We start from the raw sequence: 19,403 nt of genomic DNA, 5'->3' as shown, positions 1-19,403 counted from the left end.
ACTATAATACACCTTATTTCCTTATTTGTCCACTACCTAAAATTACATATTTGTAGGTGGTAAGCTCCTCAAGTCCCATTGGCCCTCTCGCATGCATTTTTTGTGTACTTATTCCTATCTCTGCCCCAAAACCAAATTCTCCTCCATCTGTAAAGCGAGTAGAAGCATTTACATACACAGCAGCCGAATCTACAGATTTTAAAAACATCATGGCATTTTCATAATTTTCTGTAATAATGCTTTCAGAATGGCCTGTGGAATACTTTGAAATATGATCTAAGGCTTCTTCTATGCCATCTACAACTTTTACAGCCAGTATAAGGTCTAAATATTCCGTTTCCCAATCCTTATCTGTAGCCTCTTTAACTTGAGGACATATTTCTTTTGTAATTTGACACCCTCTTATTTCTACTCCCAAAGAAGTCAATTCTTCTACCATTAAAGGCAAAAACTCTTTTGCAATAGATTTGTGAACTAAAACTGTCTCTACTGCATTACATACCCCTGGCCTTTGAACTTTTGCATTCACAATGATGTCTTTTGCTATATTAAACTTAGCTGTTTCATCAACAAAAATATGACAATTGCCTACTCCTGTCTCTATTACAGGCACTGTAGAATTTTCAATGACATTTTTTATAAGACTGGCTCCACCTCGAGGAATAATGAGGTCAATTAGACCGTTTAACTTCATCATACGGTTTACTTCTTCTCTATCAGTATTTTCTATAAGCTGTATTGCACCTTCAGGAATCCCAGTCTCATAAGCAGCCTTGGCAAGAATAGAAGAAATTGCTATATTAGAATTGATTGCATCGCTTCCTCCCCTTAAAATCACAGCATTTCCCGATTTCAAACAAAGGCCTGCCGCATCAGCTGTCACATTCGGGCGAGATTCATAAATTATACCTATTACTCCAATTGGCACTCTCATTTTGCCAATTTGAAGTCCATTTGGTCTTTTCCACATCTTTTCTATACTTCCTACAGGGTCAGGAAGAGCAGAAATCTCTCTTAATCCTTTTGCCATAGCTTCGACTCTTTTTTCATCAAGTTTTAGTCTATCAATAAGAGAAGCTTTTATATTCCTTTTTTCAGCCTCCACAACATCCTTTTTATTAGCCTCAAGTATTTTTCCCATATCTTTTATTAAAGCATCTGCCATGTGATTCAAAGCTAAATTCTTTGTATTTTCATCTAACACAGCCATTCTTCTGGCCGCAGCTTTTGCCTGTTTTGCCTTTACTTCAACTTCCAAACTTCTCACCTCTTTCAAGTATTACAAGATTATCCCTATGGATTACTTCATCGTAATATTTATAACCTAATATCTTTTCTATCTCATGAGTTTTACAACCTTTTATCTTTTCAACTTCTTCTGAAGAATAATTAATAAGTCCTCTGGCAATCTCTTTTTCTTGATGGTCAACCACTGCAACACAGTCTCCTACATCATAATCCCCTTCAGTTTTTACAACTCCACTTGGTAATAGACTTTTCCCATGCTTTATAATAGCTTTCGCTGCTCCTTCATCAATAAAAAGTCTTCCGCTCACTTTCGCATTAAAAGCAATCCAAACTTTTCTGCTACTTATTGGCTTTTTCATAGGCAAAAATGTAGTGCCAATTTTTTCGCCATTTGCTATTTGATTTAATACATTGTCAATTTTCCCATTCGCTATAATCATCTTAACTCCTGAATTCCAACATATCTTTGCTGCCTGAATCTTTGTATACATTCCCCCAGTTCCTCTTTTTGTCCCAGCACTACCAGCAATTTTAAACAATTCATCTGAAAACTCTTCTACGACTTCTATAATTTTTGCCTCTTTATAAATTCGAGGGTCTTTATCATAAAGCCCATCAATGTCAGTTAAAATTATTAAAATATCAGCCTCAACTAAACTAGCAAGCAGCGCCGCTAAAGTGTCATTGTCTCCAATTTTAATTTCATCAACAGTTACTGTATCATTTTCATTTATTATTGGCACAACACCCCATTTGAGCAGGTTTGACAAGGTATAACTGACATTTAAATATCTTCTTCTATCGCTAAAATCTTCCTTAGTCAAAAGAACTTGCGCAGTAATTTTGCCATATTCATTAAAAAACTTTTCATAAATTTCAATTAAAAGCCCTTGCCCTATAGCCGCTAAGGATTGCTTTTCTGGGATGGTTTTAGGTTTTTCCTTTAAATTTAATTTTCCCATTCCCGCCCCAATTGCCCCAGAAGTTACTAATACTACTTCCTCTCCTCTGTTTAATAAATTAGCAATTTGCCTTACTAACTTCTCCATTATTTCTAAATTCAATTTACCATTTTCATATGTCAAAGTGCTTGTACCAACTTTTACTACAATTCTCATACTTTCGACATCCTTTTTGCAATATTTAGATATATCTCTTTTAGTTTTAAAGCATCTTCTGCCATAGTTCCTCTCGATTCACATATGACAATAGGCTCCATCTTTCTTTCATAGAAAAGCTGTGCCAAAGGCTCAAATTCTGGCCCGTATTGAGTGTCTTTCAGTGTCCAATGCCTTTTTTCTCCCTGATCTGTGTATTCAATTCTACTAAAATGGACGTGTATCTTTTTCGCCCTTTCTTTTCCCAAATACCTTTCAATAATATCCAAAACCTCTGCATAATCTTCTATAGACTTAAACCTTCCATTATCTCTTGCATGTAAATGGGCAAAGTCTATAGTGGGAATAATTCTCTTATCCACATTACACAGCTCCAATACTTCTTCTAAAGTACCCAATTGGTTTTTCTTTCCCATTGTCTCTGGACATAGGGTTATGTCAGTAAGTCCTTTGTCCTCTATCTCTTTTAAAATTTCCTTTAAAAGTTTTTTTGCTCTCTCTAAAGCCTCTTTTCTCGTCCCTTCTGCTCCCGAACCAGGATGAAAAGTTACCCTTTTAGCCCCCATCCATTTTCCTGCAATTAAACTATCTATTAAGTATCTCTTGGAATTCTCCATTTTGGTTTTATCCGTAGTAGCTAAGTTTATGTAATAAGGAGCATGAACAGTAATAGTTATGTTGAATTTTTGTGCCCCTTCCTTAAGCTCCTTAGCCATCTTTTCGCTAATTTTTATTCCCCTTGAAAAAGAATATTCATACGCATCAAGCCCCATGTTATGGAGCCATTCAGGCATTTCTAAAGAAGATTTATGCCCTTCTTTGTAGAAACTATCAGAATTCCCAGATGGTCCAAATTTTATAGCCAATCCTCTCATCCTTTCTTAAGTCTAATGTAAGCCTTTATAACTTCCTCTGCTACTTCATCTATTGTCATATCGGATACATCAATAGTATAGTCGGCAAACCTATAAAAAGGCTCTCTTTCTTTTAGAAGCTGTCTTATTTTCTCTTCTGGATTATCCACCATAAGAAGAGGCCTGTCTTTATTCTTTCCTATATTCCTCAATATAATTTCTGGCCTGGCTACAAAGCAAATGACTACACCATTTTTTCTTAATTGTACAATATTTGAGGGGTTTAATACAACTCCCCCTCCTGTAGCTATGACAAAATTTTTTAATCGGGCTGCTTTTTTAACCGCTGCTTTTTCTAATTTTCTAAAATAATTTTCTCCATATTTTTCAAAAATATCTGAAACAGTCATATTTGCCATTTTTTCAATCATTTTATCCGTATCTATAAAACCAAAGGACATGGTGGTAGCTACTTTTTTGCCAACAGTAGTTTTCCCGGTAGCCATAAAACCCGTTAAAACGATGTTTTTCATGAATATTTCCTCCCTAAGGCAATGAAGGTATTTTCTCTTTCAAAACTTTTTCTATAGTATCATTTATTATTTTATTTACATCTATATTCTGAAGATTTTAAGGAGATTGAGAATTAGAAGGCTGGTCTACATTATTTGATTGTTCACTTCTGGTATCATCATACAGAGACTTGAAAGGGTTACTTTTACCTTTTAAAAAATCTTTCGGTATTGAAGTACCACCACTGTCTTTCATTGAATAAATAAAAACCTTAAGATTCAAAAGAAGATTTTGCTGATTTTGGTCTTTTTCAACAGAGAAATTTTGAATGTTACAAAGTCTTTTAGAATTTTGTATTTCCTTTAGAAAAGCTATAATCTCATCATAATTACCTGAAACAGTAATATTTACGGGTATTGTTACAAAATCTTCTTTTTTCACATTACTAGTTTCATTTTGACTTTGATCTTGGTTTTCAAAAGTTAAGCTTTTTGTCTTTACACCTGTATCATTGACCATTTGTTGTAAATTAAAAAGAAAAATTTCTATATCCCTTTCTTCTGGTAAAATCATGCTTAATTCCTTTAGTTGAGTTTGTTGCGTGTCTAAACCTTCTTTTAAACTTTTATTGTTTAAAGCAGTTACTTGTTCTAAAATTTGCTTTTTGTTTTTTAATTCAATAGATAAATTTCGTATTTCTAAAATTTTGGGAGTTAAATAATATTGATAATAAAGTGCAAAAAATCCGAGTATGACAGCAAAGTAAATTAATACTCTTTCTCTCCTTGTAAGCTTCATCTATGATACCACCTTGATTTTTACTTGTAAAACATATTTTAGAAGGCCTTTATCTGTCAAATCCACCGATATCACTTTCACATCTTCTACATAACTTATACTTCTTAGGTTAAGCATAAAAGTTGCTATATCAGATTCTGAAAGTGCTTGTCCATCTATTTCCAAAATATTTTTCTCATATTTCAAAGAATCAATAGATACTTTTTCAGGTATATTTGAGGCTAAATCTTCTAATATATTTACCGCATCCAGCTTTTGGCTTTGCAATTTTTCTATTAAGCTTTTCTTCTTTTCTATATAAAGAGATAAATCTTTTACATTTTGCTGTAACTGAGAAATGTCTTTAAATTTACCTAATTCATTATCTACGTATTTTAAATCTTGATACAATTTATTGATATATACCATTGGAAAAGCTATTAAGGCAAAAATAACGGTGATTAAAACAAATACAAAAAAAAGGCGGGATATTTGTTTTTTTCTTCGCATTTTTTGTTCTTTTAGTTCAGCTGGTATGAGGTTTATATCCTTCAACCTATTCCCCCCTTAAAATGCATCCATAAACAGGTAAAAAGTATAAATAATCTTCTGCTTCTGTCACAAAAGTAGGTATCCTAAAATAATTTTCCACGTAGTCTCTCAATCCTAAAAGCTTAGAAGTACCACCTAACATGATAATTTTTTGTATATTTTTATGATATGTGGCATAATAAAAGTCAAATATTCTGCTTAGCTGTTGAAACACTTCCGAAAAGGATAAAAGTATAGTATCTTCTATATCCTTATAGTTTTCTTCTCCAATAAATTTTTTTGCCCTTTTATATTCTTCTGCTGCTTGAAAATCTATATTAAAGGCATTCGCAATTATTTGTGTAATTCTATTGCCACCAAACTCTATACTTCTGCTAAAAATATAAATACCACTATCAATCACTGTCACATTGGTAACAGCAGCCCCTATATCTACAACTGCTACTATTCCTTCAGCTAAATTCACCTTTTTACAAGCTTTATAAATTGAATTGCTATAAATATCAATGGCTTCTACTTTTAATTTTAACATCTCTGCTAATTTAACATATTTTTCTATTATATCCTTAGGAGAAGAGGCAATCAGTACTCTAATCGTTTTATTTTTCTCTGCAATATTAGGTAAATATCTATAATCTATTACATAATTTTCAGTGTCAAGGATGTATTGCTCAATCTCATAGTATAAGGCCTTTTCGACTTCATCTTCTTTCATTAATGGCAATTCTAAATCCCTTATTATATTATTTGAGCTGGAAATAGTAAAACACACTTGTTTTTCTTTGATATTGTTCCTTTTCAAAGTCTCATTAATTACATCTGCCAATGAATTTATATCAATAATTTTACCATTAGTTATCACATTAGAAGGCGTATTTATCATTAACCTTTTACCAAAAAATTTATTCTTTTTTTCTCCAACTAATAATTTTGTATTAAAATTTCCTATTTCAATTCCAAGCATTTTTTACCTCCTAATGGCGCTTATTGTTATTCACTTTAATAGCAGCCATTGTTATGGCTTTTATTATGTCTACCTCAAATTGCCTGACTAACTCGTTTGTCTTTACATACAGTTCTCCTTCTTCTGATACAACATATTTCGGAGGCAAATTGTTAAGGGCTAAAGCTTTTATGTCCATCCTACACCTGTCACACTTACAAACGTCCAGGTCTTTTAAAACCCTGTCCATCATCTGCTCAACAGCGTCTTCCATGTAATTTTTAAGTTGCATAAAATCCTCTCCTTATTTTTATTGTGTTTGTGGAATTGAATCAATTATCCACTTATCTACTATAGGTGGAGACTGTGATGCATTACCACTAAGAATCACCTTATAATTTGCACTCTTATCAGAACCCATCTTCGTAATATTTACATTAATATTAAATGTAATCTCCGCATAACCGTAACGTACGATTTTGTTCATTCTACCTTCCGTCCATACACGTACTTTATAGGTCAAAACTTGCTCTCCTTCATTTTCAAAAACTTCAATTGAAGGAGGATCTATTTCTATACTGTCAATTTTATACTCTTGTCCTGCATCACCCAGTGAAATCCACTCCCCTACTGGGATGTCAAGTCCAAATGACTCACTTAATAAATTTTTTGCATCTTTTTTATATTGAATTTTAGTTGTATTTTTATTCTCAACTACATTTATCCAAAATTCACCTTTCCCTTTTCCTTTACCTTTTCCTTGATAAGCATCTGATAAAGCTATAGTAAATTCATTTTTTACTCGTTCAAGGCCAGCTTCTGCTGCATAAGTGGCTGATATAGAATTTGCATAAGCATGAGAAATTTTGTAATTGGTAATAGTTACTTCTAAAATCGCTACAGCTAAAACTGTGAGAATCAAAATTACCATTAAAGTAAAAATTAAGGCAGAACCTCTGTCATTGAACATTTATACCACTCTTCCTTAAAAAAACATCTGTAGAAAGAGAAAACCTGTTTGACCCCTTACCATCACTTTGTCCAATTATTTCAATATTTATCATGTTGTTAGGTTTTTTAGTCACCTTAAAATCATAAATATTGACAGCTAATTGAAGCTTACTACCTCTACTGTCCGTGTCAGATTCTTTGATATGGGTATAAAGAATAAGATTTTCTAGCGTTATTGTATAATCACGATACCCTCTATCTGTTAATACTTTTTTTATCGATAGACCACAGCCATTATTAATAATCTCGACTTTAGAAGGCCCTTTTTCTAATAAAGATACAATATAATTCATAGCAAACCTAACATTTTGTTCCACGTCTACGCTATTTTGTGTACTTGAAAATGACTTGTACCCCGAATAATATAAAGATGAATAAACCCCTATCACAATCCCCAATATTGCCAGTGTCACAATAAGTTCAATGAGGGTAAAACCCTCTTCTTTTCTCACCACCATTTTAACCACCATAGCCAAAATTTTTGTTTTGGTAATCTCATTCCAGCCCAATGTAGCTGCCACAAAACCTAAAAATAAAGCAGTCAAGGCATTTCTAGAGTAGCATAAGAAGTTATATTTGTTCTAGGCGCCACAACATAAAGGGTATACATAGGAGTGTTTGAACCAATTTTCCCTACTTTGATCTGATATTGAGAGAGTTCTCCTGTAGAAGTTTGCTGTTCAACATAGGCTATAAAACCTTCCTCTTTATACTTAGTTATTATTTCATCAAGGTTTGATACATTTCCCGCTTTTATGTTTTCTGCAATTGTCTGTGCAATAGTAGCTTCTTTTGTCCTTATCCTAGAATCAGTAGAAGTAATAACAGATTGACTAAAAATACCTAAAAGAGGTATTGCCACTATTGCAAACATAGCTATTGAGACAAGAACCTCTATTAAAGTCATGCCTCTATTATCTTTTAAAATCTTCATAAAATCACTCCTAATAGTTCCTCCCACTTATCATAATGCGCCCTGTTACCACTGCCACACTTATGTAAATTTCGCTTCCTTTATCATTTTTTAAAGTTATTGTACATGCTCCAATAGGAGTCCCCATCTGATTAAAGTATATTTCTACCTTTCCCCCATCTTTTTTACTTATCTTAATTCCCTCAGGTAAATTTTTTATCTTGATATTTTCATTGTCATCTTTTCTCTTTATGTAATACCTCGTCTTAGTGTCATCGCTTTCAAAACGTAAAATTTCTCCTTCAAAAATACTTTTTTGCTGTATGTACCTTAAGTCATTTACAACCTCACGTGCAATAAGAGTAAGCCTTATATTTGACCTTGTCGTATCAAAAAAGTCAGTCGAAGGAATAACTATAAGAACTATAATGGACAAGATAGCCAAAACTGTTACCAGCTCTATTAAAGTTAATCCTTCTTCCTTTTTCATAAGCTTAGCCTCTTATAAATTTTATATAATAATTTAACATCTCATAGCCATACAAAATCGAGATGAGCCATGCAATGGAAATGTAGGGTGCAAAAGGAATGTAATCTTTTCTTCCTTTAATTTTCAAAGCTACTAATATAACGCCACCCAATGCTCCAATGATTACAGAAAGAAAAAGTACTAAAATTGTAAGCTTCCACCCTATAAAAAATCCAATTAAGGCCATAAGTTTTATGTCTCCTCCTCCCATCTCTCCTCCTGAAATTAAGGAGATGAGAAGGAGAATACCCCCACCCAAGACCAATCCCATTATGTAATCTATAAAGCCATAATTGTACATCAAAACTCTAAATATTATTCCACCTATAAAGCCTACTAAAATGATTTTATTTGGCACAATCCTGTGTTCTATATCAATAAAACTTACAGCTATCAAAATAGAAGCCAAAAACATGTAAGAAAAAGCTTTAAAATCTAAACCGAATTTATAGTAAATTATCAAAAACACAATTCCTGTCAATAGTTCCACAATAGGGTACCTTATTGAAATCTTTTCTCCACAATACCTGCATCTTCCTTTAAGTAAAATATAACTCAATATAGGTATTAAATCAACAGCATTTAATTCATGACCACAACTAGGGCAGTGAGAAGGCGGATAGACTATTGATTCTTTTTTAGGTACTCTGTGTATGACCACATTTAAAAAACTTCCTATAATTGTACCAAATAAAAATATGAGTGTGTAAAGTAGTATTTTCATAGTGACCTCCTAAAAAGATATTAAGGAGGGCACAAAAATGTGCCCAAAATGTATTATTTAGCAAAAGCTATTTTACTTCTGGATAAAGCTGTTTACCATTAGAATCTTTAACTATTGCTTTACCGTTACTATCCATAGTAAGTGTAAAATCACCCCCACTTGACGTCTTTGGTACTTTATTCAAATATCCTGCATCGACTAGATCTTGTATATCAGTGGTTGTGTTACCTGTTTCTATGTAGTATCTCTCAGCCGCTTGCCCAATAATTTGTGCGTTCGCTATATCGGCATTAGCCTTAGCATTTGACAATGAAGTTGTCACTCTTGGCACTGCAATGGCTGCCAATATACCTAAAATTGCAATGACAACAATCAATTCAATTAATGTAAAACCTCTTTCATCCTTGTTTAATGCTTTTACAAACCATTCCATCCTTTTTCACCCCCTTTCCCAATATCACTGGCCTATAAAATTGTATAATTCAAAGAGTGGCATAATTATTGAGATAACTATAAATCCCACTACTGTTGCCAGCATAACAATTATTAATGGTTCTAATAGAGTTGTCATTTGTGACACGGCTGTATCCACTTCTCCGTCATAAAAATCAGCAGTTTTATTTAATATGCTGTCCAATGAACCTGAACTTTCACCAATACCTATCATCTGAATCACCATTGGCGGGAAAATGCCAATTCTTTTTAGAGGTTCTGAAAGGGGTAAGCCTTTTTTTATATCGTCTTGCGCTTTTTTAAGTCCCTCTGCTACTACTGTATTACCCACAACTTTTTCTACTACTTCCATTGCCTTCATAAGCGGTACACCAGCACTTATCAATGTTCCTAAAGTCCTTGTAAACCTGGAAATTAAAATCTTTTTGTTTAAAGGGGCAAAGATTGGCATGTTTAAAAGCATTCTGTCATAAATGCACCTTCCTTGAGGTGTCTTTAAAAAACTCGAAATCGAATAAGAAATCACCAAAATTACTCCTATGTAAAAATACCAATATTTAGATATAGAACCGCTTATAGCGAGGAGAATCCTTGTAGGCAGTGGCAGCTGTACACCTGCATTTTCAAACATCCCCACAAAAATAGGCAAAACATTTGTCAAGAGAAATATAACCACCAAAATCGCTACGATTGACACAATTACAGGATATGTAAGGGCAGACTTTATTTTCTGATTTAATTCATTCTCTTTTTCATAGTGTTCTGCCATTTCATTCATCACTTTATCTAAAGTACCGCTTACTTCCCCCACTTCCACCATATTATATAAAAGCATAGGAAAAACATCACTGTGCCTTTTCATAGCATCAGAAAGAGTCCTTCCTTTTTGAACTTCTTCGTACACCTCTCTCAAAGCATTTTTCAGTCTTTTATTCTCCACTTGTTCTCTCATAGTAACCAAAGAGGTCACTATAGGAATCCCTGCATTTATCAGAGTGGCAAACTGCCGACAGAAGACCGCAATATCTTTTACTTTGACCTTTTTAAAAGAACTAAAATCGAGTATGTCTTGTTTGACTATCTCTTCTTGTATGTCGATTATATAATAATTTCTCTGTTTTAAAATGTCAATACACTGAGATTTTGAGTCAACTTCCAAAGTCCCTGTAACGAGATTTCCTCCCATATCCCTTGCCCTATAAGCATACAACGGCATATAATCACCTCTATATCATGCGAGAAAAATTCTCTTGGTCTACGCAATATGTCAAAGCATCCTCTAATGATATAACTCCTCTTTTTAACAGATGTAAAATAGACATATCCATTGTCATCATTCCAAACTTGCTACCTGTTTGAACTGCCGACTGTATCTGGAAAGTCTTCCCTTCTCTTATGAGATTTCTTATAGCAGGAGTAGCAATCATCACTTCTGTCGCAACTACTCTGCCGCTGTTGTCCTTTTTAGGTATAAGCTGTTGAGAAATAATTCCCTCTAAAACATTTGAAAGCTGAATTTTTATCTGCTGCTGCTGATGGGGAGGAAAAACATCAATAATCCTATCGATCGTCTTAACGGCTCCTATTGTGTGAAGGGTGGATAACACAAGATGCCCTGTCTCAGCAGCAGTTATGGCAATCTGTATTGTCTCTAAATCTCTCATCTCTCCTACCAGTATGACATCTGGGTCTTCCCTCAAAGCAGCTCTTAGGGCAGAGGCATAAGAGACTGCATCATGTCCAATTTCCCTTTGATTTACTATGCTTTTATTGTGCTTATGCAAATACTCTATAGGGTCCTCCAATGTGAGAATATGACAAGTCCTTTTAGAGTTTATCCAATCCACCATCGCAGCCAGTGTAGTAGATTTACCACTGCCAGTAGGTCCTGTTACCAATATAAGCCCTCTTGCCTTTAAAGCTAAGTCTTTAAGTATTGGAGGAAGTCCCAATTCCTCTATTGTAGGTATTCTCAAAGCTACAGACCTTATTGCAAGGCTATAACTTCCCCTTTGTTTGTATACATTTATTCTAAACCTTCCTAATCCTGTAACTGAATAGGACAAATCAATATCTCCATTTTGTTCTAACTTTTTCAATTGCTCACTTGTCAATAAATCCTTAACTATTTCTTCAGTCTGCCCAGGGGTAAAAGGTTCCCCTTCTAATTTTTCTAAATAGCCATTAATTCTAAGAACTGGAGGTACTCCAACCGTTATATGCAAGTCTGAAGCTTTTCTTTCAACTACTAATTTTAAAAGTTCCTTTGTATCCATATCCCTCATTCCTCGTAAGTTAGTCTTATCATTTCATCAATTGTAGTTTTTCCTTGTAATACAAGTCTTTTAGCACTTTCTCGTAAAGTTTTCATGCCATTTTTTACAGCCTGAGCTCCAATAACATCAGAGGAAACCTTAGCATTTATAAGCTCTCTAATATCAGAAGTAACAGTCATTATCTCATATATAGGAATTCTTCCCCTATAGCCTGTTTTATTACAAACAGGGCACCCTCTCCCCTTGTATAAAGTAATGTCTTCATTTTCTGAAATTCCCAATAGCTCTTTTTCGCCTTTGGAAGCTTTATAAGAAATTCTACAGTTATCACATATTTTTCTCGCCAATCTCTGAGCAATAACCCCTACTACAGAAGAAGACACAAGATAAGGCTCTATACCCATATCTACAAGCCTAGTCACCGCTCCCGCCGCATCATTTGTATGCAAAGTGGAAAGGACTAAGTGCCCTGTTATGGCAGAGCGAATAGCTATCTCAGCAGTTTCAGTATCTCTAATTTCTCCAATCATAATTATATCAGGGTCTTGCCTCAAAATTGACCTAAGAGCAGTCGCAAAGGTAAGGCCTGCCTTTTCATTAACTTGTACCTGGTTTATTCCCTCAAGGGAATACTCAACAGGGTCCTCAACAGTTATTATATTAATATTGGGTTTGTTAAGCTCTCTCAGCATTGCATAAAGAGTGGTGGTTTTCCCACTACCTGTAGGACCAGTCAAAAGCACAATGCCATTAGGCCTTTTGATAAGTTTATCAAAGAGCACCAGATCCTCTTCTTCAAAACCTAATTGCTCCTTTGTCATTATAAAATTTTCCTTGTCTAAAAGCCTCAATACCAATTTCTCTCCAAAAACAGTGGGCAACGAAGAAACTCTTATGTCAATATTTTTACCACCTGTAGTAAAATCAAATCTGCCATCTTGAGGAAGTCTTCTTTCAGCGATGTTCATATTAGCCATAATTTTTACTCTTGTCACAACAGGGGCATGGGTACTTTTTATAGTCCTCATAGCTTCTGTTAATTGTCCATCTATCCTAAATCGAATTCTAAGGTCTTTTTCAGTAGGTTCAATGTGAATATCTGAAGCCCTATTTTTTATTGCCTGCTCAATTATAGAATTTACAAAGCGTACAGCAGGCGCGTTTTGTACTTCTTCAAGAATCTCATCTGGCAGCTCTTCTTGACTTTCACTTTGAAACTCCTTTTTAAAATCCTGTACTGCTTTTTCTGCCTGTTCTCTTCCGTAAATTCTATCTATGGCTTTTAAGATGCTTCCTTCAGAAGCAATTAAAGGCTTTACATTTTGTTTCGTAATGATTCTCACATCATCTAGTGCAAAAATATTCAGAGGGTCTGCCATTGCTACCAATATACCATCTTCATCTTTTTTTATAGGAATAATAGTATGTCTTTTAGCAACGGCTTCAGGAATTAATTTTGCTACATCGGGATCAATATAGTATTTTTGCAAATCTACATGTGGAATACCTAATTGAAATTCTAAAGCCTCTAGTATTTGGCTTTCTGTAACATACCCCAATTTAATAAGAACTTTTCCTAACTTTTCTCCTGTTTTGTTTTGAACTTCTATTGCGTGCTTTAATTGTTCTTCTGTTATAAGCCCTACCTCAAGTAAAAGCTCCCCTAGCTTTTTCTTGGCCATAAAATATACCTCCAAAAATAATAAAGCCGACATAAAGCCGGTTGCACCACTGTATCCGTGAGGCATAAAGTGCCCACATATAGCCTCACTTCATCTACTCTTTATAAAATATTCTACAAATTATGCGTAATTCCTTCTTTTAAATACCTGTATACCAAATTTTTGTCGAAAAATCCCCCTGTCCATAATTTGAAAGAATAATTAGCTTGATTTACCAACATAGAAAGTCCATTAGAATACTTTATTCCATTCTTTTTCGCATGTTTTAAAAGAGCAGTTTCAAAAGGATTGTAAATAAGGTCATAGACAAATTTAGCTTTCAAAACCACTTTTTCATCAGCAGGAGAATCTTCTGTATTTGGATACATTCCTACGCTTGTAGTATTAACAAGTATATCTATTTCTGGTAGTTCTTTTACTTCATTTATACTGCAGTAATCACACTGAATCTTAAATTCTTTTTTAATGTACTCTGACAAATCTTTTGCTCTCTCAACACTTCTATTGGCAATTATTATCGAATCTATCCCTTTTAGAGCAAGGGCGACACAAACAGCTTTAGAAGCTCCACCAGCTCCTAAGACAACAGCTTTTCTTCCTTCAATTTTTTCTCCTACTTCTGTTAATGAGTCTATAAAGCCATAGACATCCGTATTATAGCCTTTTAATATTCCTTCTTCATTGACTACAGTATTGACTGCGCCAATTTTTAAAGCTTCTTCTGAAACCACATCTAAGTATTTAATTATCTTCTCTTTATGTGGCACAGTCACATTAACTCCTTTTATTCCCAAAGCTTTTACTCCATTTACTGCATCTTCAAGCTTTTCTGGCAAAACATCAAAAACAGTGTAGACACAATTTAAATTTAAAGACTTAAAAGCATAGTTATGTATTAAAGGGGATAAACTATGTTCTACAGGATGCCCTATAAGACCATACAGTTTAGTATTTGAATTAATCTCCATATCTCTCAATCCTTTTAAGTACATGTTTTTCCGCTTTTCTCATAAGTTTAGTCCATCCTAATTCCTCTTCTGATAGAGGTTTTACCAAAATAGTATATAAACCTGCTCTTTTGCCACCAAAAATATCAGTAAATATTTGATCTCCTATTAAAGCTGTTTCATTAGGCTTAGCATTTAAAATCTTTAAAGCCTTTTTAAAAGCTCCTTTTCTCGGCTTAATGGCCCAAGCTATTCCAGGTACACCAACTTTTTCTTTAAATTCATTTACTCTTCTTTTAGTGTTATTTGAAATGAGACAAATTTTAAACCCCTCTTTTTTTACTTTTTCAAGCCATTCAATAGTCATTTTATCGGGAAATTTTGATTTTTGAGGCACTAAAGTATTGTCAATATCTAAGACAAGACTGGTAATTCCTTTTTCTTTTAAAAAGTCTAAATTGATATCATAGATATTTTCCACTATAATATCAGGAATTAACTTTTTATACATATCTTCACCTCATTTAGTTAAAATTATATAATAAAAAAAAATAAACTGTCAATACAAACAGTTTTACATGGAAAGCTCTTTAAAAAGCTTATTTAAAGCCTTCTTCTCAATCCTTGAAACATATGATCGAGATATACCCAGCATTTTTGCTATTTCTCTTTGAGTTCTCACTTTACCATTATATAACCCGTATCTCATTTCTATAATTAACTTTTCTCTATTTTTTAAAACGCTGTTCATTTTACTGTACAGCTTTTTAATTTGAAGTTTTTTCTCCACTTGCTCTGATATTTCATCTTCCTCTGTGCCAAGGACATCCATTAAAGATATCTCATTGCCCTCTTTATCGACACCAATAGGGTCTTGGAGAAAAACCTCTCCTTTCATCTTTTTTTCCGTTCGTATAGACATAAGTATTTCGTTTTCTATACATCTGGCTGCATATGTGGCAAGATGTGTTCCTTTAGAAGAATCAAAGGTGGAAATTGCTTTTATAAGCCCTATTGTCCCAATAGATATTAAATCATCTATATCTTTACCTGTGCCACTGTACTTTTTAACAACATGAGCTACCAACCTTAAGTTTCTTTCTATTAAAATATTCCTCGCTTCCTCATCACCGTTTTTATAAGCTTCTAAATATTTCTTTTCTTCTTCTGGAGTAAGTGGATTGGGAAAAGAGTTGGTGTTTGTCAAGTAACCAAGATTTAAGATTTCCTTTACAATTGAAGCCAAAATTGCAACAACAACTTCCCACATTGCCGCCACCCCTTTTTTCAACATTACACATCTATTATATGTGCTTTATTTAAAATGGTGCACGTACATCAATATTTCATTATTTCCTCCGCTATTTCTTTAAAAAGAGGAGCAGCTTTAGTTCCTCCAGTATCTCCGTTTTTTACAAAAATCGAAATTGCATATTTAGGTTTATCAAAAGGAACAAAACCTGTAAACCAAGCATGATATATATTTAGCTCTTTACTGACTTCAGCAGAACCTGTTTTACCAGCACTGCCATACGTAGTCTCAGCCCTTTTCCCTGTCCCTTCTGGGTCAATAACCACTTCTCTCATCATCTCTTTTAAAATTTTAGCGTTTTTTTCGCTTATCACCCTGTAAGACTTTTTCTGAGACAATTTTTCAATTTCTTTCCCTTCTTCATCAACTATTGCAGTCACTAAACGTGGAACATTCCTAACACCGTTATTAGCTATTGTCGCTGCGATATCAGCTGCTTGAAGAGGCGTCATCAGCACATCCCCTTGCCCTATTGACAAATTCCCAATTCCTGCTCCATAAGTATCAGACAATTTAGGCAATCTCCCTATTTGCTCAGGTATTGGCAGACCATCATCATTTTCTATTCCAAAATTTCTCGCCATCTCCAAAATATTTTTGGCCCCTGTTATTTGCCCAATCTTTATAAAAGTAGTATTGCAGGAAACTGCAAAACCTTTTACCATGTTTATTACTCCATGACTTTCTCCTTTGTAATCGTGAAATACTATTCCATTTATATCATAACTACCACTACAATAAAAAGTATCTTGTAAATTCACTTTATTATATTCTAATGCTGCAGCAGCTACTACAATTTTAAAAATAGAGCCAGGGGGATACATTGAGACAGCTTTGTTTATAAATTCTTCGTTAGAGCTATTTAAATAAGCTTGAATATTATTTTGGTCAAAATTAGGTCTACTTGCCATTGCAAGTATATCACCTGTTTTTATATCTAATACCACTGCTGCTCCATCTACCATATTCTTGTCAAGAACATTCTCTACTGCCTTTTGTATGTGATAATCAAGAGTAGTTTTTACCCCCAAAACTTCTTTTCCAGAAGTTTTTAACCTTACTCCTAACCCTTTTATATAATCAGTATTATTCCCATCAGTAAACACTGCAATGCTATCTTCCCTTTTGCTATTTAAAATTCCATCAAAAGCATCTTCTAAACCCATTTTTTTATCTCCTATATACCCTATTACATGTTTTGCTAAAGAATTTTGCGAATACCTTTGAGGCAAAGCTAACTTAAAAATGCCTATAGGTAATTTGTTGTTTAAATTAAATTTAACTTCATATTTCACATAATCTTTTGCACTTCGAAGGGATTTTAGCACATCCTCATAGTCTACTGCAGCAATTTCACTTATAACCTTAGCGGCTTTTTCTTTGTCAGTTAACATTTTAGGTATAGCAAATATATATTCTTTGTATTCTCTATCCGTAAAAGGAATCATATTCCTGTCGTATATTTCTCCTCTTCTCTCCAAAATTTTAAAGCTTCTAATTTTTTGTTCCACCGCTTTTTGAGAATAAAAATCTCCTTTGATTACCTGAATGTAAAAAAGCCTAAAAATCAATGTTAACATTAAAATTGACAAAACTACCCTCAAAAAAACAATCCTATAATTTCTATTTTCCATAAAACTTTGCTCCTTTCAGGAAAAAGTATTCCCAAAAGGAGCAAGTTTTAACCTAATTTTTAATTTCTCGACGCAGTATAAAAAATTCTTCTACAGGATACTTTACAGGAATTTTCACTATCATTTGAGGATGGGGAGCTACTTCAATCTCATTTCCTTCTTCATCCCACATTTTTTCAATTTGCTGCTCAAACTCTACTTTAGGACCCATAATCTCAATTTTATCTCCCACAAACATCCTGTTTCTTTGCTCTACAACAGCAATTTCTGTATTGGGGTCATATTCTTTTACAATTCCTACAAAATCATGAGTACGTATATACTTAGAAGACTCATAATTTTGAGCGTCAGGACCTGGCTTGCCAAAATAAAACCCTGTGGTAAATCCTCTGTGACTTGCTTTAGAAACCTCTTCAAGAAGTTTTTTGTCAAAAACATAATCTTTTCCTTTTTCAAGGTAATCGTCAATCGCCTTTCTGTAAGCCCTTGTCACTACAGCAACATAGTAGGCACTTTTGTTTCTTCCCTCAATTTTAAAGCTTGTAACTCCAGCCTCAACAAGTTCTGGAATGTACTCTATCATGCATAGGTCTTTAGAATTCATAATATATGTGCCCCTTTCATCTTCGAATATGGGCATATACTCTCCTGGCCTTTTTTCTTCTACAAGATAATATTTCCACCGGCAAGGTTGTGCACATTCACCTTTATTAGAATCTCTTCCTGTAAGGTAATTGCTTAAAAGGCACCTTCCTGAGTAAGAAATGCACATAGCCCCGTGGACAAATGCCTCTAATTCTAAAGTTTTTGGTGTCTTCTCTCTTATTTCTTTTATCTCTTTTAAAGATAGTTCCCTTGCCAAAATTATTCTTTTTGCCCCTAAATTATGCCAAAACAGAGCACTTTTATAATTCACATTATTTGCTTGCGTACTTATATGAACATCTACTTCAGGAGCTACTTCTTTTACAATAGAAAAAATCCCTGGGTCAGAAAGAATAATAGCATCTATGCCAAGGTCAACGACTGATTTAATGTATTCAGGCAATCCTTCCAAATCCTCATTGTGGGGAAAGATATTTATAGTAATATATGCTTTTTTTCCACTTTTCCTCACATATTTTATTGCTTCTTTTATCTCTTCAAGAGTCAAACCAACAGAAGCCCTTAAACTATAGTGTTTCCCTCCAAAATATACCGCATCTGCTCCGTAATTTATAGCTATTTTTAATCTTTCCAAATCTCCAACTGGTGCCAAAAGCTCTAACATGATTATTCTATTCCTCCTTAAAACTTAAAGCCAATCCGTCTCCTAAAGGCAAAATTACCGTGTACAAAGTTTTATCTTGATATAATATTTCTATAAATTCTCTCATTCTGTACACAATAGTTCTTCTCTTATGTTTTACATTTTTCTCATTTACAACATATCCCTTATACAAAATATTGTCCCACAAGATTACGCCCTCTTTGCTTAAAAGTCTTTTCAGTTCTTTGTAAAATTCTATATATTGCCCTTTCGCCGCATCTACAAAAATCAAATCGTACATCTTAGTTAAATTTGGAAGAACTTGCTGTGCTTCTCCACAAATAAGCTCGATTCTATCTTCTACTTTTGCTTTCTTAAAATTTTCTTTAGCTATTTCAGCCAAATTTATATCCCTTTCAATAGTGACTACACTAACTTCTGAATAAGCTTTTGCCATTATTATAGTAGAATAGCCAATAGCAGTACCTATCTCTAATATATTGTTAGGCTTTTTTAGCTTCACAATAAAACTTAAAAAATCAGCAACTTCCGGTTTTGCAATAGGGATATAATTTTCGTAGGCATATTTCTCCATCTCATCTAAAGGATATCCAAATTTATGAGCTATCCCTCTTATAAATTTCATATCATTTGGAGTTTTTTCCATA

The 19,403-nt window shown here is 33.8% G+C and carries 23 protein-coding genes and 1 riboswitch; all 23 genes read right to left on the bottom strand.

Annotated features, from left to right (window positions below; all coding sequences use genetic code 11):
- Positions 1–13: 13 nt before the first annotated feature.
- Entirely contained in the window at positions 14–1,258 is a 1,245-nt protein-coding gene (locus TETH514_RS07665) for a glutamate-5-semialdehyde dehydrogenase (RefSeq protein ID WP_009052327.1), read from the bottom strand.
- Positions 1,248–2,366: a glutamate 5-kinase gene (proB, locus tag TETH514_RS07660; protein WP_009052326.1), complete on the bottom strand. Its 1,119-nt coding sequence runs from the start codon at positions 2,364–2,366 to the stop codon at positions 1,248–1,250. The genes TETH514_RS07665 and proB overlap by 11 nt, the downstream gene beginning before the upstream one ends.
- Complete coding sequence (locus tag TETH514_RS07655) at positions 2,363–3,241, bottom strand: TIM barrel protein (protein WP_009052325.1); 879 nt, start codon at positions 3,239–3,241, stop codon at positions 2,363–2,365. The genes proB and TETH514_RS07655 overlap by 4 nt, the downstream gene beginning before the upstream one ends.
- A complete protein-coding gene (locus TETH514_RS07650) occupies positions 3,238–3,753 on the bottom strand; it encodes a shikimate kinase (protein ID WP_009052324.1) in 516 nt (171 codons plus the stop codon). Before TETH514_RS07650 ends, TETH514_RS07655 begins: the two co-directional genes overlap by 4 nt.
- A 97-nt stretch (positions 3,754–3,850) precedes the next feature.
- On the bottom strand, positions 3,851–4,531 hold the full coding sequence (locus TETH514_RS07645) for a type 4a pilus biogenesis protein PilO (RefSeq protein WP_012268713.1): 681 nt from the start codon (positions 4,529–4,531) through the stop codon (positions 3,851–3,853).
- Entirely contained in the window at positions 4,532–5,065 is a 534-nt protein-coding gene (locus TETH514_RS07640; RefSeq protein ID WP_003868449.1) for a PilN domain-containing protein, read from the bottom strand.
- A 1-nt stretch (position 5,066) separates the two neighbouring features.
- The gene (gene pilM / locus TETH514_RS07635; RefSeq protein ID WP_003868450.1) at positions 5,067–6,026 is read right to left on the bottom strand and encodes a type IV pilus assembly protein PilM; all 960 of its coding nucleotides are present in this window, start codon (positions 6,024–6,026) and stop codon (positions 5,067–5,069) included.
- A 10-nt stretch (positions 6,027–6,036) separates the two neighbouring features.
- Positions 6,037–6,297 (bottom strand): late competence development ComFB family protein, encoded by a 261-nt coding sequence (locus tag TETH514_RS07630; RefSeq protein ID WP_003868451.1) that lies wholly within the window; start codon positions 6,295–6,297, stop codon positions 6,037–6,039.
- Between the two features lie 18 nt (positions 6,298–6,315).
- Entirely contained in the window at positions 6,316–6,975 is a 660-nt protein-coding gene (locus tag TETH514_RS07625; protein WP_009052323.1) for a pilus assembly PilX N-terminal domain-containing protein, read from the bottom strand.
- Entirely contained in the window at positions 6,965–7,474 is a 510-nt protein-coding gene (locus TETH514_RS07620) for a PilW family protein (protein WP_038016633.1), read from the bottom strand. Before TETH514_RS07620 ends, TETH514_RS07625 begins: the two co-directional genes overlap by 11 nt.
- Before the next feature lie 83 nt (positions 7,475–7,557).
- A complete protein-coding gene (locus TETH514_RS07615; protein WP_009052321.1) occupies positions 7,558–7,950 on the bottom strand; it encodes a prepilin-type N-terminal cleavage/methylation domain-containing protein in 393 nt (130 codons plus the stop codon).
- Positions 7,951–7,960: 10 nt separating this feature from the next.
- A complete protein-coding gene (locus tag TETH514_RS07610) occupies positions 7,961–8,419 on the bottom strand; it encodes a prepilin-type N-terminal cleavage/methylation domain-containing protein (RefSeq protein WP_009052320.1) in 459 nt (152 codons plus the stop codon).
- Between the two features lie 4 nt (positions 8,420–8,423).
- Positions 8,424–9,182, bottom strand: a complete 759-nt coding sequence (locus TETH514_RS07605; RefSeq protein ID WP_003868456.1) for an A24 family peptidase — start codon at positions 9,180–9,182, stop codon at positions 8,424–8,426.
- A gap of 67 nt (positions 9,183–9,249) precedes the next feature.
- Positions 9,250–9,615: a competence type IV pilus major pilin ComGC gene (locus TETH514_RS07600; protein WP_003868457.1), complete on the bottom strand. Its 366-nt coding sequence runs from the start codon at positions 9,613–9,615 to the stop codon at positions 9,250–9,252.
- Positions 9,616–9,639: 24 nt separating this feature from the next.
- Positions 9,640–10,851 carry a type II secretion system F family protein gene (locus TETH514_RS07595; RefSeq protein WP_012268712.1) on the bottom strand — a complete coding sequence of 404 codons (1,212 nt, stop codon included), beginning with the start codon at positions 10,849–10,851 and terminating at the stop codon, positions 9,640–9,642.
- Positions 10,852–10,861: 10 nt separating this feature from the next.
- A complete protein-coding gene (locus TETH514_RS07590) occupies positions 10,862–11,911 on the bottom strand; it encodes a type IV pilus twitching motility protein PilT (RefSeq protein ID WP_009052318.1) in 1,050 nt (349 codons plus the stop codon).
- A gap of 5 nt (positions 11,912–11,916) precedes the next feature.
- Positions 11,917–13,593 carry a type II secretion system ATPase GspE gene (gene gspE, locus TETH514_RS07585; RefSeq protein ID WP_009052317.1) on the bottom strand — a complete coding sequence of 559 codons (1,677 nt, stop codon included), beginning with the start codon at positions 13,591–13,593 and terminating at the stop codon, positions 11,917–11,919.
- 26 nt (positions 13,594–13,619) lie between these two features.
- Positions 13,620–13,703, bottom strand: a riboswitch (cyclic di-GMP riboswitch).
- Positions 13,704–13,706: 3 nt separating this feature from the next.
- Complete coding sequence (gene aroE / locus TETH514_RS07580; RefSeq protein WP_012268711.1) at positions 13,707–14,561, bottom strand: shikimate dehydrogenase; 855 nt, start codon at positions 14,559–14,561, stop codon at positions 13,707–13,709.
- Entirely contained in the window at positions 14,551–15,051 is a 501-nt protein-coding gene (locus tag TETH514_RS07575) for a YqeG family HAD IIIA-type phosphatase (RefSeq protein ID WP_009052315.1), read from the bottom strand. The genes aroE and TETH514_RS07575 overlap by 11 nt, the downstream gene beginning before the upstream one ends.
- Before the next feature lie 63 nt (positions 15,052–15,114).
- Positions 15,115–15,810: an RNA polymerase sporulation sigma factor SigK gene (sigK, locus tag TETH514_RS07570; protein WP_003868463.1), complete on the bottom strand. Its 696-nt coding sequence runs from the start codon at positions 15,808–15,810 to the stop codon at positions 15,115–15,117.
- A 68-nt stretch (positions 15,811–15,878) separates the two neighbouring features.
- Positions 15,879–17,486, bottom strand: coding sequence for a penicillin-binding protein 2 (locus tag TETH514_RS07565; RefSeq protein WP_009052314.1), 1,608 nt, complete (start codon positions 17,484–17,486; stop codon positions 15,879–15,881).
- Between the two features lie 52 nt (positions 17,487–17,538).
- On the bottom strand, positions 17,539–18,756 hold the full coding sequence (locus TETH514_RS07560) for a U32 family peptidase (protein WP_003868465.1): 1,218 nt from the start codon (positions 18,754–18,756) through the stop codon (positions 17,539–17,541).
- A 7-nt stretch (positions 18,757–18,763) separates the two neighbouring features.
- A complete protein-coding gene (locus tag TETH514_RS07555; RefSeq protein WP_003868466.1) occupies positions 18,764–19,402 on the bottom strand; it encodes an O-methyltransferase in 639 nt (212 codons plus the stop codon).
- Position 19,403 lies beyond the last annotated feature (1 nt).

This window comes from Thermoanaerobacter sp. X514, assembly GCF_000019065.1.
In the GTDB taxonomy this organism is placed as follows: Bacteria; Bacillota; Thermoanaerobacteria; order Thermoanaerobacterales; family Thermoanaerobacteraceae; genus Thermoanaerobacter; species Thermoanaerobacter pseudethanolicus.
This window is presented reverse-complemented; position numbering and strand designations above follow the sequence as displayed.

What these genes read in the sequence shown, in the direction of transcription:
- proB (WP_009052326.1), bottom strand. Translation starts at nt 2,366, where the DNA reads ATGAGAATTGTAGTAAAAGTTGGTACAAGCACTTTGACATATGAAAAT.
- TETH514_RS07655 (WP_009052325.1), bottom strand. Translation starts at nt 3,241, where the DNA reads ATGAGAGGATTGGCTATAAAATTTGGACCATCTGGGAATTCTGATAGT.
- TETH514_RS07650 (WP_009052324.1), bottom strand. Translation starts at nt 3,753, where the DNA reads ATGAAAAACATCGTTTTAACGGGTTTTATGGCTACCGGGAAAACTACT.
- TETH514_RS07645 (WP_012268713.1), bottom strand. Translation starts at nt 4,531, where the DNA reads ATGAAGCTTACAAGGAGAGAAAGAGTATTAATTTACTTTGCTGTCATA.
- pilM (WP_003868450.1), bottom strand. Translation starts at nt 6,026, where the DNA reads ATGCTTGGAATTGAAATAGGAAATTTTAATACAAAATTATTAGTTGGA.
- TETH514_RS07630 (WP_003868451.1), bottom strand. Translation starts at nt 6,297, where the DNA reads ATGCAACTTAAAAATTACATGGAAGACGCTGTTGAGCAGATGATGGAC.
- TETH514_RS07625 (WP_009052323.1), bottom strand. Translation starts at nt 6,975, where the DNA reads ATGTTCAATGACAGAGGTTCTGCCTTAATTTTTACTTTAATGGTAATT.
- TETH514_RS07620 (WP_038016633.1), bottom strand. Translation starts at nt 7,474, where the DNA reads ATGGTGGTGAGAAAAGAAGAGGGTTTTACCCTCATTGAACTTATTGTG.
- TETH514_RS07615 (WP_009052321.1), bottom strand. Translation starts at nt 7,950, where the DNA reads ATGAAGATTTTAAAAGATAATAGAGGCATGACTTTAATAGAGGTTCTT.
- TETH514_RS07610 (WP_009052320.1), bottom strand. Translation starts at nt 8,419, where the DNA reads ATGAAAAAGGAAGAAGGATTAACTTTAATAGAGCTGGTAACAGTTTTG.
- TETH514_RS07605 (WP_003868456.1), bottom strand. Translation starts at nt 9,182, where the DNA reads ATGAAAATACTACTTTACACACTCATATTTTTATTTGGTACAATTATA.
- TETH514_RS07600 (WP_003868457.1), bottom strand. Translation starts at nt 9,615, where the DNA reads ATGGAATGGTTTGTAAAAGCATTAAACAAGGATGAAAGAGGTTTTACA.
- TETH514_RS07595 (WP_012268712.1), bottom strand. Translation starts at nt 10,851, where the DNA reads ATGCCGTTGTATGCTTATAGGGCAAGGGATATGGGAGGAAATCTCGTT.
- TETH514_RS07590 (WP_009052318.1), bottom strand. Translation starts at nt 11,911, where the DNA reads ATGGATACAAAGGAACTTTTAAAATTAGTAGTTGAAAGAAAAGCTTCA.
- gspE (WP_009052317.1), bottom strand. Translation starts at nt 13,593, where the DNA reads ATGGCCAAGAAAAAGCTAGGGGAGCTTTTACTTGAGGTAGGGCTTATA.
- aroE (WP_012268711.1), bottom strand. Translation starts at nt 14,561, where the DNA reads ATGGAGATTAATTCAAATACTAAACTGTATGGTCTTATAGGGCATCCT.
- TETH514_RS07575 (WP_009052315.1), bottom strand. Translation starts at nt 15,051, where the DNA reads ATGTATAAAAAGTTAATTCCTGATATTATAGTGGAAAATATCTATGAT.
- sigK (WP_003868463.1), bottom strand. Translation starts at nt 15,810, where the DNA reads ATGTGGGAAGTTGTTGTTGCAATTTTGGCTTCAATTGTAAAGGAAATC.
- TETH514_RS07565 (WP_009052314.1), bottom strand. Translation starts at nt 17,486, where the DNA reads ATGGAAAATAGAAATTATAGGATTGTTTTTTTGAGGGTAGTTTTGTCA.
- TETH514_RS07560 (WP_003868465.1), bottom strand. Translation starts at nt 18,756, where the DNA reads ATGTTAGAGCTTTTGGCACCAGTTGGAGATTTGGAAAGATTAAAAATA.
- TETH514_RS07555 (WP_003868466.1), bottom strand. Translation starts at nt 19,402, where the DNA reads ATGGAAAAAACTCCAAATGATATGAAATTTATAAGAGGGATAGCTCAT.